The organism is Curtobacterium sp. PhB191, from assembly GCF_004346515.1.
GTDB lineage: Bacteria > Actinomycetota > Actinomycetes > Actinomycetales > Microbacteriaceae > Curtobacterium.
Genome location: NZ_SMBV01000012.1, coordinates 13,950 through 29,869, shown reverse-complemented (window position 1 = coordinate 29,869; position 15,920 = coordinate 13,950). Strand labels below are relative to the sequence as shown.

Annotated in this window: 14 protein-coding genes; 12 read left to right on the top strand and 2 right to left on the bottom strand. The window is 65.3% G+C overall.

The window, feature by feature from the left end; translation table 11 throughout:
* Positions 1 to 181 precede the first annotated feature (181 nt).
* The 3 genes from EDF48_RS17330 to EDF48_RS17320 all read left to right on the top strand — a co-directional run bounded on the left by EDF48_RS17330 (position 182) and on the right by EDF48_RS17320 (position 3,102).
* Positions 182 to 2,017 (top strand): hypothetical protein, encoded by a 1,836-nt coding sequence (locus EDF48_RS17330; RefSeq protein ID WP_131881546.1) that lies wholly within the window; start codon positions 182 to 184, stop codon positions 2,015 to 2,017.
* A gap of 141 nt (positions 2,018 to 2,158) precedes the next feature.
* Complete coding sequence (locus EDF48_RS17325) at positions 2,159 to 2,800, top strand: AAA family ATPase (RefSeq protein WP_131881544.1); 642 nt, start codon at positions 2,159 to 2,161, stop codon at positions 2,798 to 2,800.
* Entirely contained in the window at positions 2,800 to 3,102 is a 303-nt protein-coding gene (locus tag EDF48_RS17320; protein ID WP_131881542.1) for a hypothetical protein, read from the top strand. The genes EDF48_RS17325 and EDF48_RS17320 overlap by 1 nt, the downstream gene beginning before the upstream one ends.
* Positions 3,103 to 3,287: 185 nt before the next feature.
* Here the strand turns inward: EDF48_RS17320 and EDF48_RS17315 are convergent, their stop codons facing one another.
* Entirely contained in the window at positions 3,288 to 4,205 is a 918-nt protein-coding gene (locus EDF48_RS17315; RefSeq protein ID WP_131881540.1) for a hypothetical protein, read from the bottom strand.
* Positions 4,206 to 4,732: 527 nt separating this feature from the next.
* On the opposite strand from EDF48_RS17315, the gene EDF48_RS17310 reads away from it, so the two are divergent.
* The 3 genes from EDF48_RS17310 (at position 4,733) to EDF48_RS17300 (ending at position 7,241) form a co-directional block, all read left to right on the top strand.
* On the top strand, positions 4,733 to 5,323 hold the full coding sequence (locus EDF48_RS17310; RefSeq protein WP_131881538.1) for a hypothetical protein: 591 nt from the start codon (positions 4,733 to 4,735) through the stop codon (positions 5,321 to 5,323).
* Between the two features lie 437 nt (positions 5,324 to 5,760).
* The gene (locus tag EDF48_RS17305) at positions 5,761 to 6,552 is read left to right on the top strand and encodes an ArsR family transcriptional regulator (RefSeq protein ID WP_131881536.1); all 792 of its coding nucleotides are present in this window, start codon (positions 5,761 to 5,763) and stop codon (positions 6,550 to 6,552) included.
* Complete coding sequence (locus tag EDF48_RS17300; protein ID WP_165932453.1) at positions 6,549 to 7,241, top strand: DUF3800 domain-containing protein; 693 nt, start codon at positions 6,549 to 6,551, stop codon at positions 7,239 to 7,241. The genes EDF48_RS17305 and EDF48_RS17300 overlap by 4 nt, the downstream gene beginning before the upstream one ends.
* Positions 7,242 to 7,438: 197 nt before the next feature.
* On the opposite strand, the gene EDF48_RS17295 is transcribed toward EDF48_RS17300, so the two are convergent.
* Positions 7,439 to 8,050: a recombinase family protein gene (locus EDF48_RS17295; protein WP_131881534.1), complete on the bottom strand. Its 612-nt coding sequence runs from the start codon at positions 8,048 to 8,050 to the stop codon at positions 7,439 to 7,441.
* 321 nt (positions 8,051 to 8,371) lie between these two features.
* Here EDF48_RS17295 and EDF48_RS17290 point away from each other — a divergent pair, with 321 nt between their 5' ends.
* The 6 genes from EDF48_RS17290 (at position 8,372) to EDF48_RS17265 (ending at position 15,800) form a co-directional block, all read left to right on the top strand.
* Positions 8,372 to 8,557 carry a KTSC domain-containing protein gene (locus EDF48_RS17290; RefSeq protein WP_165932452.1) on the top strand — a complete coding sequence of 62 codons (186 nt, stop codon included), beginning with the start codon at positions 8,372 to 8,374 and terminating at the stop codon, positions 8,555 to 8,557.
* 378 nt (positions 8,558 to 8,935) lie between these two features.
* Positions 8,936 to 12,103: an RHS repeat-associated core domain-containing protein gene (locus tag EDF48_RS17285; protein WP_131881530.1), complete on the top strand. Its 3,168-nt coding sequence runs from the start codon at positions 8,936 to 8,938 to the stop codon at positions 12,101 to 12,103.
* A gap of 4 nt (positions 12,104 to 12,107) precedes the next feature.
* Positions 12,108 to 12,311, top strand: a complete 204-nt coding sequence (locus EDF48_RS17280; RefSeq protein ID WP_131881528.1) for a hypothetical protein — start codon at positions 12,108 to 12,110, stop codon at positions 12,309 to 12,311.
* 157 nt (positions 12,312 to 12,468) lie between these two features.
* Positions 12,469 to 13,527 carry a hypothetical protein gene (locus tag EDF48_RS17275; protein ID WP_131881526.1) on the top strand — a complete coding sequence of 353 codons (1,059 nt, stop codon included), beginning with the start codon at positions 12,469 to 12,471 and terminating at the stop codon, positions 13,525 to 13,527.
* Between the two features lie 42 nt (positions 13,528 to 13,569).
* Positions 13,570 to 15,063: a PIN domain-containing protein gene (locus tag EDF48_RS17270; RefSeq protein WP_165932451.1), complete on the top strand. Its 1,494-nt coding sequence runs from the start codon at positions 13,570 to 13,572 to the stop codon at positions 15,061 to 15,063.
* Positions 15,064 to 15,224: 161 nt separating this feature from the next.
* Positions 15,225 to 15,800, top strand: coding sequence for a recombinase family protein (locus EDF48_RS17265; protein ID WP_131881635.1), 576 nt, complete (start codon positions 15,225 to 15,227; stop codon positions 15,798 to 15,800).
* The last annotated feature ends 120 nt before the right edge of the window (positions 15,801 to 15,920 follow it).

The window sequence follows — 15,920 nt, the reverse complement described above, 5'->3', positions numbered from 1 at the left end:
CGAGAGAAGAAGCCCGGTTGGAGCCGGGAGCCTTCGTCGTACCACCACCCCGAGAGGAGGAGGTGTCGCCATCGTAACGCACGTTGCTGCGCCCGGTATAGATCAATCTGCCCGCGTGTCCTCACCGGATACCGCCTGGGCGTTGACGCGCTCGATCGCGCCTCGTCGGTACGTGAACCGCATGATCGCGGAGGCGGACGGGATGGTCCGGTCGAACAGCTACCCGTCGAAGTTCCCGACCGCAGGGCACACTCCCCCGTCGACGCCGTGGACGATCGATCTCACCGACCTTGATGGACGGTTCTGGTTCGCCGCGTTCGACCTCGACGCGAAGACACCGGAGGACTTCGACCAGGCGGCCGAGGACCTGGGCGTGCTGGTCCGGATCCTCCGCGACGAGCAGGTGCCGCACGTGGTGTGCCGCTCGAGCCCCACGGGCGGGTTCCACGTCTGGGTACCCCTCGCCGGCGTCGACAAGGCCACGATGGTGCAGCTCGCCGGCGCCGCACGCGCTGTCCTGCCGTCCCTTGACCACGGGCTGCTCTGCAACGACCGCACCGGCGCCGTCCGCCCACCCCTGACCCCACACGCACGCGGCGGCGCGTCCGAGGTGATGGCCGGCGCCGACGACGTCGACGTCCTCCGCACCCCGACCGTCACCGCCGGCGATCTCCTCCGCGTCACGGCCGCGTTCCGCGAGCTCCGCCCGACCGTGGATCCCGCCACCTCCTCCCCCACCGGTCCCGTCGACGCCGGTCACCGGGTGCACCGGTCCCTGCCGGCATGGGGTGAGGCGCACATGGGAACCGTTGCCGGCGGCCGAGACCCGTCCCGCACCGGCTACCTGTGCCTGCTCGCGGCCGCGGTGTCCGGGTGGACCCTCGCCGACGTCGAGCACGCCGCGAAGACCGCACCCGGCATGGAGCACTACCGCACCCGCAACCGTCCTACCGGCGGCCGCGAGCCCCGCACCGCGGCCGAGGCTGCCGCGCGCCTCGAGCGGCAGTGGGCGAAGGCGCAGGAACGTGCGGTGCTGTACCGGTACGCGCCCGAGGAACGCGAACACCGGGACCTGACCCAGCTGACCGGGATCGTCGACGTCGTCGAGGCCATGCTGCAGGCGTTCACCGCCTCCCCCGGCCGCTGGACCCGCGCCGAGGCGGACCTGCACGACAGCACCGTCCTGACCTACCTCGCCTGGGTCTCCCTGCGCTCCGGCTCCCGCGACGTCGGCGCCGCACTCCGGTCCGTGGCGATCGCCACCGGGATCCCCTCGAGCACCGTCGACCGCTCACTCCGCCGCCTCCACACGGCCGGATGGATCACTCGCCGCCGGCAGGCAGACGGCCCCAATGCGGCCGTCTGGCGGCTCACAGACCGGTTTTCCACACCCTCCGTACATGTCGGGCCACTTCACAATGTGACCGCCCGCCCCCCGGCCGAGCTCTTCGACGCGAGAGCCACCCTCCTGGACGTGCTGGAAGACCGGCTCGATGCCGGACGGCACGACGTCTTCACCCGCGCAGGGCTGGGGCCCACTGCGCGCCGTGTCTACGAGAGCCTGACCACTGACGAGTACGCACCAGAGGTCGTCGCTGACCGTGCAGGACTCCCCCGCGGCCGCGCACGAGCAGCCCTCGCACGCATGCGCCGGTGGACCCTAGCCATCGCCACACCCACAGGCTGGCGCCGACGACTGCAGGACTTCCGAACCCACGTGGCCAAGCAGCTTGGAGTGGACGGGATCCTCCGGCGACGGGAACAGCAGTATGCCGACGAGCGCGACCTCTGGGCGTGGTGGCAGAACCACCTCATCCGCAAGGCCGGCCGTCGCGGCCGCGACCGCACCCCCACCACGCAGGTCGTCATGTTCCGATCCGTCGACGACCACGGCGGCCCCGAGGCATACCCGGCATACCCATGCTCGGGCGACGGCCGAGCCGACCACCAAGAAGCCATGCGGTTCGTCCGACGAGGACTCCTCCAGCAGCTCCGTGATCTCGAGTTGGCCGCATAGTGCTTCCTGCTAGCAGTTGATAGCACCCACTAGTGCTATCACGTACTTGCGTCTGCTAGCCTGCTAGCAGGAACTATCGCCTGCTGGATTGGGCTAGCGGCTAATAGTGCGTGATAGCAACGGCACACGAAAGGGGTTGCGATGATCACCCTCGTAGGAGGAACTAAGGGAGGCCCGGGCAAGAGCACCGTGGCCACCAACATCGGGGCGGCGCTCGCTCATCAGGGCAAGAGCGTGATCCTCGTCGACGCCGACAAGCAGCGATCGCTCGCCAAGTGGCACGCGCGTCGCGTCGACGCCGGCGTTGAACCCGCGATGACGCTCGTCGAGAAGCGCGGCAACGTTCACGCCGCCCTCCGTGACCTGGACAAGCTCTACGACCACGTGATCGTTGACGTCGCCGGTGACGACAATCAGGAGATGCGAACAGCGATGACCGCTGCGGATCTGATGATCGTTGTCCTCCGTGCCAGCCAATTCGACGTGGAGACGCTCGAGGAGTTCGACGAGGTGATCTCCACGGCCCGCGACTTCAACCCGGACCTGGAGGTCCGTAGCCTGCTCAGCCAGGCGCCCACCAACCACAACGAGACGGAGACAGAGGACGTCTCCGAGTTCATCGTGGAGTACCCCCAGGTCAAGCCCCTCGAAACCGTTCTGTACTCGCGCAAGGCCTACCGCGACGCTGCCGCGCCCGGTCTTGGAGTGATGGAGCTCCCGGCATCCAAGGCGAAGCAGGCGCGGGCTGAGATCCAGGAACTGACGGCGGAGGTGTACGGCTGATGCCTATCGCACGGAACAAGAAGACGACGGTGGATCCCGATGCGATTGCCGCGTTCGGTGCCGCGGCTGAGGCTCTGCCCTCCGAAGCACCGAAGTCGCCCCAACCGCCTGCTCGGGCGAAGGCGCCGGCGCAGGGGGCGGGTGATGCGCCCCTGACGGCCCTCGTGCGCTGGCGTGGCCACGAAGCCCTCCGTGACCGCATCGCCGACTACAACAAGGCGACCCGGTATCCGAACCACGCGATCATGCTGCGCGCTATGGAGATCGGCATGGAGGACATCGAGAAGAACGGCATGGAGTAGCAGGCGGTAGCCGCTGCTAGCCGCTGCTAGTCGCGGCTAGCACGAACAAGCATTGAATAGCCCCTGGTATCACGCGATATCAGGGGCTATCTCGTATCCAGTCTGGGTCAGTATTGTTTGACAAGGCTGGCTCCCTTCGTGCCCGCCAGCCAGATGCCCCCGGCCCAATCCGGGGGCATCACTCGTTACCGGTCGTTCCACACCCGCCGGAAGTTCGGCGGCACTGGCAATGAGGCATCGGTCCACGCGAGGTCATCCCGACCGCCGCGACGGCCCACGGTTTCGAGCGCCGTCTTGTAGCCCAGCAGTGCGGCATCGATCGCCAGGTTCACCGTCGCCAGGTTCGCTGACATCGTCGCGGTGACCGTGCCGTCGCCGTTGGGCTGCTTCAGTTCGACGTCCGCCATGCTGATAGCACGTGATAGTGACGGGTGAGTCAGTCCTGAGACGAAGTGCCACACGCCGCGCACTTCGCCGATACTCATCCCGATCACCGGTGCGATCGCCTGCAGAAGCGGACCGAATCCCGGTCGACCGGACAGGTCGAGCTCAACGCCGACGCGAGCGGCATGCTCGCGCAGCCGGCGCTTCTCCGCCCGCACTCGGCGAGCGTTCTCGCGAAGAGTCTTCGACTTGTCGGACAGTTCGGCCGCGTTGTCCGAAGGTTCGATCGTTGCTGCCACGATCACTGCTTTATCGTCGTGGATCAGGTCAGACAGGCGAGTCTCGAGGGTCCGCTTCACGCGCTCGAGACGATCGTCGGGAGCTACAAGCCACGTGGCGAGGGCTGACCCTTCGATGACGGTGCGAAGGAGCGGGTAGAGCCCGATCATCGGGACCCGGATGTCGGTGCCATCGTCCATGAGGAGCAGCGTCGTCCTGAGTGCATCGCTGGCCACGCCGAGGGCATAGTGCACCAGGTGCGAGGTGTGGAAGGGAGCCGTTACGCGATCATCGCCGGCGAGCTCAGATCCTGGTCGCGCGATGTCGGGAGTGCCCGTCCGGTCATCGTGCGCCACCATTGAGCGCAGCACCTGCATCTGCCAGTTCAGGCGTTCGTTGGCCTCGGCCTCATCCCCGCCGGGACGCACGACACGCACCATCGTTGGAACCCTTCGCCGTCCGAAACTATCGCATGATATCAAATGCTAGCCGCAGCTATTGGTCTATAGCTGAGAAACGCTAACCTGGGACCTGGTCGGCGGCGCACCATGTTTTCTGACCGGCGCCGCTGGCTCGAGCCAGTCGCTACATCTCACGACGGGGAGGATTCGATCCGCCGTTCGAGCATTGATCGGAGCAACGAAGCGATGGCGGGACCCTGGGACTTGACGCTCACACTGGTCGTGGCTGGTGGGGCGGCGATACTGACAGCCGCAGTCGCAGTCGCAGTAGTAGTTCAACGCATGTGGGCTGATCGGCGAGCGCAGCTGTGGGGACGTATCGAGAAGGCGCTTACACTCGCGACATCAGACGCCGACGACACGCGGACAGTAGGGATGTTGCTCGTGGAGGACTTGGCAAAGTCGAACCGCTTGAAGCGGTCCGAGGCCCCGCCCGCGCGCATCTCTGAGTGGGACCGCAACATGCTGATCGAAGTGACGAAGGTTCTAGGACCAAAGGAGCCGCGATGAAGAACTCAGAGATCGCCGCTGCGCGTGCTCGCGTCGCCCTGATGCGCGACGGCCGAGAAGATCCGCCTGCGTGGCTTGTCGAGATCGCGGCCCGGGAGTTCAACGAAGAGCCGGAGCCGGTGGCCCACGGCGAGGGGACACCGGACTCATCTGAAGACTTGGGTGGAGTGCTGCAGAACGCGCTCGAGGTCGCTAGCCAGGCGCTCTCAGTAAGTGCCCGCGTGACCGGTCGGGGTTCGGGACAGGTAGGGAGGCAAATAGCTTCTGGATCACTGCCCCAGTCTCTTAGGACGGCTGGCATGAGGGCGTATGGCAGCCGGAGTGCAATCCAGGGCCGGTTCGTTACGGAAGCGCGCGCTACACGCCAGCCAAAGTCAACCACCACTGAGAAGGTGGGCCCGGAGGCGGTCCGACTCTTTGTCGACGGGAACTCCATCATCGTGCCGGTCCGGATCGACGAAGAACATGGCTCGCTTGCTGAGTTGAGCGAGTTCGACCACGCACTGCTGTTCACGGCTGACGAAGTCGACAGTGGCGAAGTCGTTGCCGACGATGTCGACGAACGGCGATCACCTGATACCGACTAGTCCCAGGGCGCGAGTATCAGTCGTGCACACCAGTGCGTTCGTCCGCGCGGGGGAGTGCGAGCTCTGGGTCGCTTCGACCCGATGGCGATCGATCGCGCGCTAGATGGTTGCTCGTCCGATCACTGGGTGATGTCGGCGACTAGGTGGCCGACCCCACAAACAGGCGCATCTCCGAACTGGCATGAAATTTCCCTGAACTCGTGACCTTCCGACGCCCCGCCCTGCAAGCGGCAGTAGGTGCTGCGGGATCGATGTCTGGGGAGTCTCTGCATCGCACGGTGCATCGCAGCGGGGTATCTCACGGTACGTCTCATTATGTGGTCCCGGACCGCAATCGGCAACGCCGGGTCAACGGGATCAAGAATCGGCGTTCGTGGTGTGATTGCGTCATGACAGCGAAATCGGGAGGCTCGACTCCGGCACGAACTCGAGCGGAGATGACCCGCCTCTCGGCGCGGGGTTACACCCAGATCCGGCACATCCTCGTTCAGCTCCCAGAGCGGGACAAGCCTCGTGCGGCGACGCTCGCCAAGGTGATGCATGAGCGTAAGCATCGCGCGCTGTTGCTCTACATCCTCCTGCTGACGTGTTGGCCCTGGCTTCAGGAGCAGTGGAAGCCGCTCGAGGGCAGTGTGTGGATTCGCGCGCTCACGGCGAAGGGTGCACCGACGTGGTCTGCGTCCACGTTGTCGCGTGCCTGGGCTGATCTGGTTGAACTTGGGCTCGTCGAGAAGAACCGGGAGAACCGGCTTGTGCGTGTTGTGCCGCGCCGCGAGGACGGCGGCGCCGAATATGACGCTCCCGGTGGGCGGCGTGACGGTTGGAACAGGTACTTCTCGATCCCCGATGCGTTCTGGAACGACGAGATCTTCGCCAAGCTCAACCTGTCCGCGTTGGTGATGTTCCTCGTGGTCGCGAAAGAGACCAGCCGGCAGAGCTCTGTCTGGCTGACCTACGACGACATGGAGAAGTGGTACGGCATCAAGCCGAAGAGCGCTCAGAACGGCCTTACGGAGCTGCGCCAGCTTGGCCTGGTGAAGCGGACGGTGGAGAGCATCGACGCGCCGCTCGCCCCGGACGGTAAGACCGTCCACATGCACTACGCCCTCACCAACGAGTTCGGCTACGAGTCGCGGAAAGCTCTGCAAGACCGGGCCAAGAAGGCGATCAAGAAGCGGCAGAAGAAGTTGAAGAAGTCAGACCCGACGCAAGGAACCGAAGCCCCGTGACCATCTCCCGCATGCTGTACGTCGATGACTCCGGCTCCGAACCGTCTGGGCTGATCGTGTACGGCTGGATCGAGTGCGATCCCACCCGTTGGCGCTACGCCCTCCGCTCGCTGCTCGAGCTCCGCAAGGCCCTGTACCGGGACCACCAGGTACCGCCCACTGAGGAGCTGCACGCCACGAAGTTTGTCAACGGCCGCACCCGCATCTCCACCGCCGGCAGCGACAGTGACAGCACAGAGTGGAAGACCCTAGGGCGTGCAGTAGCCATCCAGTGCCTCCAAGCGATCGCGGCGTGCGCAGACCTTCGCGTCGGAGCCATCTACCGAAGGACCACGCTGCGCGGCCGGGAATACCATGAGGAGCGCGGGCGGGTGTACCTCGACCTCATCAACCGGTGGAACAACGAGCACCGCGCCGACGACACCTACGCCTTCGTCAGCATGGACGGTAACGGCACCGACCCGAACTACTTCAACGCCCATCGGGCGCTCTCGCTTGACACCCGGCACATCATCGAGGACCCGATGTTCCATGACTCGAAGCGGTCACAGCTCGTACAGATGGCCGACCTCGTCGCGTACACGACGTTCGTCAGCCTGAACCCCCACCAGGGCAACGAGTTCGCCCGAGACTGGAGGAAGAAGTACCTCGACGGGAACGACGTCAACAGCGGACCACTCATGATCTGAACCCGATCCGAGAAACAGCAAGACCCGCCATTCCACGAGTGTGGGGCGGGTCCGCATCTGCACACTAACACACAAACACACACGCGCACTTACTCACGTGAGCGTGGACGCTTGGCCTTGAAGGGCGTGCGCTCCGTGACCGTCGGCGAGCCGATGCCGGTTCTCCGCGAGTCGCAGGAACGCGGCGCCGTCTGCTCCTAACCCTCAACGCGGGGGAGCGCGAGGGTCTGGTCAGCCGCTTCGCCTCGAGCGATCGCCCGGTACACGGTGGCGCGGGCGACGTCGAACAGTTCCGCGAGCTCGGCCGAGGTGTAGTCGCCGGATCGGTGCATCGACACCAGGAGCGCTTCCCGCTTCTCGGAGAGCTTGGGCTTGCGGCCCTTCAGCCGGCCCTTCGCTCGAGCGGTGGCCATGCCCTCGCGAGTACGGGCGCTGACCAGGTTCGCTTCGAACTCCGCGAACACCGACAGCATGCCGAAGATCATCCGACCCATCGGGTCGAGCGGGTCGTACACCGCTCCGTTGAAGCTCAGACGCACGTCCTTGGCCGCAAGCTCGGCCGCAATCGTGCTGGCGTCGACGGCGGAGCGGGCAAGTCGGTCGAGCTTGGTGACGATGAGCGTGTCACCAGGCCAGCACGCCTCGATCGCCTTCTCCAGCCCGGGGCGGGCCCGGTTCGTGCCGGAGCGGCCGTGGTCGACGTAGACCCGTTCGGGTGCGACGCCGGCGGCGACGAGCGCTTCACGTTGCACGGTGAGGTCCTGCGCGTCGGTGGAGACGCGGGCGTACCCGACGAGTTGACCAGCCATTCCGGAAGTGTCTCATATAGGGGGCCGCAACCGGGCATTCGTCCGGGCGGGTCTATTGAGTGCGACTGTCCACGTTGTGCTGCAGGGTCCTTGTCACGGTCTTCTGCAGTGTCTGGCGACGAGGGCGGGTCGCTGCCTCGATGATGTCGCCGGCGATGGTGTCGAGGCAGGCGCCAGCCAATAGGCTCACGACGTGACGGTGAAGAAGAACCGCGGAAATGAGCGGCGGCCTGTGGTATTTCGGGCCGCAGCTCGCCGTGCGAGCGCATCGACGGGACTGCGATGAGGCGGGTACCGGTACCTGGTGGCGATCTTGTATCGGTGGGCTACGACGAGGCGCAGAGCGTGCTCGAGGTTGAGTTTGTCGGCGGCACCGTGCGCCTCTATCTCGATGTGCCGCAATCTGTGTTCGACGGCCTCGTCGTGACGCGCGATGCCGGAGCGAACACCGCTCTGTACTTCGATACGCAGGTCATCCAGGGCGGGTACCGCTACCTCGAAATCTAGGGCAAGAGCAGCCCCTCCCGAGCTCCGCCGGCGGATCCCCGGTGGCCGACCCCGCGGCCCCGGCGGTGCACGCGAGCCGGATAGCGCAGTGACCCGTACGCGATGGTGTGCGGTTTTACGCATGTCTCCGTTTGGGGGGTGCGCCGAATCCATAGATACCGTTAAGTTTCGAACAACCCTCATCTGAGCTGACATCGCTGTCGACGGGTGGTGCGGGCGTTTCAGGCGTGGCTTTGGGGTGTCTTGGCCACGTTCCATCACCGCGTCAGCGTGTTGCTTCCATTAGGGGAACCCGTGCTCTCTGCTCCACGCCGTAAGGCAGTCCATTCATCGTTCGGTTGGAAGGTTGCGCTCGTTGGCGCGGTCAGCGTTGCGCTCGTGGGCGGTGTCACCCAGGTTGCGCACGCCGCGATTCCGACCGGGCCGGCCGCGACCGGCCTGACCGGTTCGCGGCCGTCGGCGACGACGTTGCCGTTCGCGGTGTCGGACCAGGTCGGCGTTGCCGTCGACGTCGCGACGGGGAACCTCGAGGTCACGACTGCAGGTCTGGCGTTGCCGGGCGCTGGTGGGACGAATGCGATCACGCAGACGTACAACTCGCTCGGATGGCAGACCTCGAACGCGAACACCGCGCAGGCAGTCCGGTGGACGACGGGGATCGCTGGTGCGGGCTCCTTCTCGTCGGGCGCTTCGGGATCGGTCGTGTACACGGACGCTGATGGTGCGACGTGGAACTTCCCGTCGGCCACGTCGACAACGTTCACGGCTCCTGCCGGGTTCCTCCGCAAGCTGGTCGCGTCGGCGACCACGAACCCGACCTACACGCTGACCGATCCGGCGACGGGGCAGGTCATCACCTCGAACACCAACGGTGTTCCCGTGTCGGTCGCAGACAAGAACGGGAACACGGTGACGATGTCCAACACCGCCAGCGTGCCCACCACCATCACCAGCACCGCCGGGACGGCAGCGGCGAAGACCGCGAACGGCGCCTACGACGCGTCCACGCGGACGTACACGGTGACGCAGGGGAGTGGCTCGACTGCCCGGTCGGTGAATTGGGTGAAGGACACCAACGGCAATCTCACCTCCTACGTCGATGGTGCTGGGAAGACGACGACGTTCGCGTACTCCGGCAACGACCTGACGGGGATCACAAGCCCGACGGGCGCGACAACGACGATCAGCTACTCCGGGACCACGCACAAGGTGTCCCAGGTACTGCAGTCCAACACCACCGCCGGCGCTGCCGGCGCGTCGACGACCCGGTTCGACTACGCCTCGGCGACGTCGACGCTGGTCGCGTCCCCGAACACGAGCACCGCTTCCGCGGTGTCCGCGGTGCCGCACACGACGTACGCGATCAACTCGTCGCAGAAGCTCGTGAACAGCGTCACGGACCCGGTCGGTCGGGTGCGGTCGAAGACGTACAACGGCGCGAACCTGCAGCCGTCGACCTCGACGATCGGGTCTGGTTCGGGTGCGTCGACGACGACCGCGACGTATGGCGCGAACAGCAGCCAGTCCCTCACGAAGGTCGCCTCAAGTGGCGGCGCATCGCAGTCGTTGAGCTACAACGCATCTCCTGCTGCGACTGCCTACCTGCCGGCATCGACCACCGATAGCGCCGGGAACGCGACCGCACGGACGTATGACGGCGTCGGGAATCAGCTGACCAGCGGCACCGGCACCGGCGCCACCGCCGCGACGTCGACGCTGACGTACACGGCTGGGCAGGTCGCGACCGCGACTGCGCCGGGCAACGGTTCGAACAAGACCAGCTACACGTACGAGAACAAGCAGCTCAAGACCGTCACCCCGGTGACGGGCACCAGCCTCGCGGCTCGTGGGTACTCGTACGACGCGCTCGGCCGGATCGCATCAGCCTCTGACGGTGCCGGTCGGACGACGAACTACACCTACGACGGCAACGACCGGGTCCTCACCACGAGCTTCTCCGACGGCACTGCGTCGGTGACGAACACGTACGACAACGCCGGACACCTGCTCACCCAGGCCTCCGCCGGCGGGACGGTCACGAACACCTACGACCAGCTCGGGAATCTCCTCACCACTACCAACACCGCGAATACTCCCGGCCTGAGCGGCATCACCTACGGCTACGACAAGGCCGGCAACCAGACGTCCTACACAGACCAGGACGGCACCCTCACTTCGACCTACGACGACTCCGGCACGCTGACTTCCACCACGACGCCGGCACCGAATAACACCACCGAGACCATCCGCTTTGTCGCCGACCCCGACACCGGCCGTCGTACCGACACCTACGTCGACTCGAACGCGGACAACAGCACCTGGGCCAGCCGTACGCACACCGACTACGACAGCAGCGGCCGCATCCAGGAGGTTCAGGGATGGGTTGGTCCGTCCTCGAGCAGCAACCAGCGAATCTACGACCTGTACTACTGCTACAACGCCGGCAGCACCTCACCCAACTGCGGCACCACGAGCGCAAATGACCGCGCGGAACTCCAGTGGGTCACCGACAACGTCTCCGGGCAGAGCACCGCGTACACGTACGACAGCCGAGGCCGCGTCACGAAGACCGTGACCACCGGCACCGGTTCCGCAACGCCTGGGACGTGGGAGTTCGGGTACGACATCCGTGGGAACCGCACCTCGGCGAAGTTCACCACCTCCGGCGGCACCGTCCGCACCAACCAGACGTTGACCTTCAACGCTGCGAACCAGATCACCAACACCGGATACACCTACGACGGCGCCGGCAACCTGACCGCAGCACCCGAGTACACGTTCACCTACAACGCCGCCGAGCAGATGACCCAGGCCATCCACAACGGCTCTGAGGTCACCAACTACACCTACGCCGGCGCCGACCAGAAGTCGCTGCTGTCGCTGTCCACCCCGAACGGCGACACCCGTACGTACCAGTACGGGCGCGCCGACCAGAACGGCACCCCCACCCTCACGAGCTCCACTCGCAACGGCAACCGGGCGAACATCGTCAACGACGCCAAGACCGGGCAGCCCATCGCCCTGTCGACCCCGTCCGACGCGCTCGGCCAGTACGCCTACGACGGTTCCGGGAACCCCTTCGCGCTCCTCACCGGCAGCCCAGCAGCGTTCGTGAAGACCGTCGACCCGTACGGCACAGACACCGTCTCCTACGACGGTGGCGGCGATGGTCTGCCGTCGAACCCGTTCACGTTCAAGGCCGGGATCGACGACATCCACACCGGGCTCGTGAAGTTCGGCCAGCGCTGGTACAACCCGTACATCGGCGCCTGGACACAGCAGGACACCCTCGACAGCCCGCTCGACCCGAGCAACGGCAACCGGTACGCCTTCGCTGCCAGTGACCCCATCAACAACTCCGACCCGACCGGCTTCGACTGCGGTGGCGCCATCTTCGGTGCTGTCACCGGCGTTATCACCACGGCAGCTTCGGTCGCCGTGATCGGCACTGGCGTGGGTGGTCCCATTGGCGCTGTCGGATTCGCAGTAGGCGTGGCAGGTACGGTCTACAGCGTCGGAGATGCCATCAACACCTGCGGAAGTTGATCCCATGAATCGGAAACTCGCGTACTGGCTCATCCTCGAAGCCGTGTTCGTCGCAGTCCTCGTGATCGCGATCTTCTTCCTGGAAGACCCCGTGACCCGCGTGTTCCTCGGGATCTCCGGCGGCCTCGGTGCGATCGCCAGCATCATCATGGTCACGAAGATCTCGGCCCAGCGGCGCAAGCCAAACCCAGAGCACGACGGGAAGTAGCAACCGCCAAGAGGGGGCCACCGCACGGTGGCCCCCTCTTGCGTGCCCGCATCCACCGTCGTCACCGAACGCGACCGTTCCGGATCTGCGCTCTTGGAAGACACGGCAGTGCTGCACGTGGACAGTCCGCTCGCAGTTGGGGAACATCATGGAACCTATGAACCGGATCGACACCACGGCACTCCAGAGACGCCTCGACGGCGTGAGCGTCGCCACAGCTCAACGGTCGTTCCCGGCCACATTCGCACAGTGGCGGGCTGGGGAGCTCCGGCCGTTCTGGATCGCCAACGCGGTACGCCGTCTCCCTGGTGGCGCAGCAGAACTTGCTGCCGCGCTCGGCCAAAACGACACCATCGTGAACGGGTGGGGAGCTGGGGAGCTCTACCCCGGGTGGGACGCGGTGTGCGCGGTCGCGGCCGCGGCGAACCTGACGGTCGGGGAACTCGAAGTGCCGGCTGAGGAATATGTTCCCCAGCTCACGGGAGACCACCTTTCGGACGCCGCCGCTGCAATCTGCGCGATGCAGTACCACCAGGCCGTCATCGACGCTGCGAAGCCGTTGCGAGGGCATCTGCTTGGGCTTCCGAGTACGGCAGCTGAGGTGGCCCAGGTCGAGGCCGCACGGAAAACCGCCGGTGTTGACGCGCTGATGCTGGCCTACAAACAGTCCGGCGGGCACCTTGCCGAGTCGGCACCAGAAGACCCTCTCGAGGCTGTCATCTGGACGAACCACGAACCCGAGATCCGAGCGTTCCAGCAAGCCCTCTTCACGGCCGCCGGGGACTCCACCGACATTCTCGCCACGCACGGCGGTAAGCAGGGCGCCGAGCTTGAAGAGACGGCCCGGTCGCGGGCTGCGACGATGCCACGTCTCGGGCCGATACAGGCCGTCAACGAACCCGACACCGCCTTCCTGTTTACAGCAGACTTCACCACCGAAGAAGCCTGGACGGGGGATGCGGCCGGCGACGGCAAGGTCCTGACCGTGTCAGTGTCCGCCCGCCGTCCCGGCACTGACGACAGAGTCCCGGTCACACCAGCAGTCCGCCCCTGGGTGCGAGTCCTCGTCGGGAAGGCATGGGCCGACAAGATCGCCGCTGTCGACATGAGCGCTCTTACCGACGCAAACCCACTCACCGCCTACTTCCAAGTGTTCCTCGATGCCTCCGGCGCCGCTACTGACCCGCCCGAAGCGTTTCGTGGAACCCGAGACTGAAGACCGATCTCCATGATTCTTGTACCCGATGCGAACGCAGTCGTGCCGAACCCCGAGCTACAGGGCGGTACGTGGCGCGCAATCACGACGGCGATCCACGATGGCACCCTCACCGTGTTGGTACCTCGCATCGTTGCCGCTGAGATCACTGGGAAGGTTCGGGAGAACCGTCGCGATCAGCGTCCCCGGGTCGACGTGCACCGAGCACCGGACGAGGTGAAGCGGGCGATACGCGCCGCGTCCGATGAGGTAGAACGCTGGGCTAGCAACTACGACGCCACAATTTTCCTCGAAGCGGAAGGGGTAGTCATCAGGGACACCCCGGTCGTTGCGCACGACGAAGTTGCTCAGCGCGCGATCGACCGCGGCAAGCCGTTCAACCAAAATGGTGGCGGCTACCGTGACGCGCTGCACTGGTACACCGTGCTCGACATCGCCCGCGAGTTCCCGGACGAGGAGATCGTGTTCATCTCAAAGGACCTCGCCTACCGCAACACCAAGGGCACGGACCTTCATCCAGAGCTCCGCGACGAGATTGAATCGATTTTGGCAGATGGGACCATCCGCATCTGCAAGACGCTCAACGACTTTGAGCCTCCCCAGAAGTACTCCAGCGAGGAAGACCGCGTCGTCCCGGAAGCGGAGGATCTGAGCAATCTGGTTCGTGCACTGTTCCTCGATGGGAAGCTTCATGCGCCCGAACTGTGGGTCGCTCTCGATCTGAGTGAATCGGTCGATGCTGATGTCAGCGACCCTGGCACTCCCGAACTCGTTTGGGCGTTTGCCCGCAATCTCGTAGATGGAGGCCGGTCGTACCGGACAAGAATCCGTATGACGGCCCGCGTTGCTTTCGACTGGATCGACTGGCCAGATGATGATGACGAGAGCTCGTACCAAGAGCTCGACATCACTGCCTGGTACACCGTTGGTGAGCACGGGATGCGCATCGATAGAGACCGCACCGACATCCAGCCCGCCCCCATCTACACCGGGCCACGTTTCGGCGTCGTAAATGCGCAGGGTACACGGACGCTCACATCAAGCGCTTTCTCTCTTTGGGAGCGTCAGCAGATGAACTCAGCAGTCTTTGCCGCGCAGGCGGCAATGCCGAAGTTGTCAATAGCTGCGGAGATCCAGCGGCGTGCGACTGAGGGGGCAACCCTTGGGTCGATAGCTGCGGAGATCCAGCGGCGTGCGACTGAGGGGGCGAACCTCGGATCGATTGCTGCTGAGATCCAGCGCCGTGCGGCCGACGGGACGAAAGTCGGGTCGATTGCTGCTGAGATTCAGCGGCGCGCGGCCGAGAATTCAGGCGTGGGGTCGGTCGCCGCAGCACTTGCGCGTCGTGAACTGAGCGGTATTGACCCTGCTTGGTCCGCACTTTCGGAGTCTGCACGCCGTGCAGCGCACCACGCCCTCGACGCCGAGGGCGCCTTCGCAGAGTCCGAAGAAGACCCCGATGCCGACACTGAGAACGAAGTGAACGGCCATCCGTCCGGCGATCTACCAGACCAGGCCCCGGGGACCCGTCCTTGACGGTACAAGCGGCCAACGTCAGCGCCCAGGTGGAGTACACCCCAACTAGACGTCAGGCTCGTGATGCGGCGCGCGTCCGAATAGGGTCCGATATGGGCTTGTCTGACACTTTCTGTTGAGGGTCTTAGACTTCAACTGGACAAGTAGGGGTCGGAGGCGTGGTGTCGGGTCAGCGGGTCGGGTATGTGCGGGTGAGCACGTTGGATCAGAGCACGGTGCGCCAGCTCGATGGTGTCGTGCTGGATCGGGTGTTCGAGGACAAGGCATCCGGGAAAGACGTGGATCGCCCGCAGCTCGAGGCGATGATCGGGTTCGTCCGCGACGGTGACACGGTGCTGGTGCACTCGATGGACCGGCTTGCGCGGAACCTCGAAGATCTCCGCCGGCTCGTGCGCCGGCTCACGGACAAGAAGGTCCGTGTCGAGTTCGTTAAGGAGCAGCTGGCCTTCACCGGAGAGGACAGTGCGATGGCGAACCTGCTGCTGAACATGATGGGTGCGTTTGCCGAGTTCGAACGCGAGCTGATCCGGGAACGCCAGCGTGAGGGGATCGCGTTGGCAAAGCAGCGTGGCGTGTACCGCGGCCGGGCGCGATCGCTTGGCGTAGTGCAGGTCGCGGAGTTGATCGGCCGCGCTCGCGCCGGCGTGCCGAAGACGGTGCTGGCGAAGGAGTACGGCGTCAGCCGGGAGACGGTTTACGCCTACCTCCGTGCCGCAGCCTCACCCGCGAGCGAGTGAGGCAAGAGAGCATGACCAGAATCACGCAGGACAGCGTGAGCAGTCACAGCCGCAGGTCCGAGCGGGTGGGTACGCCGCGACGCTCGAACGAGCAGGCATCGTTGCCCGATCCGCCATGAA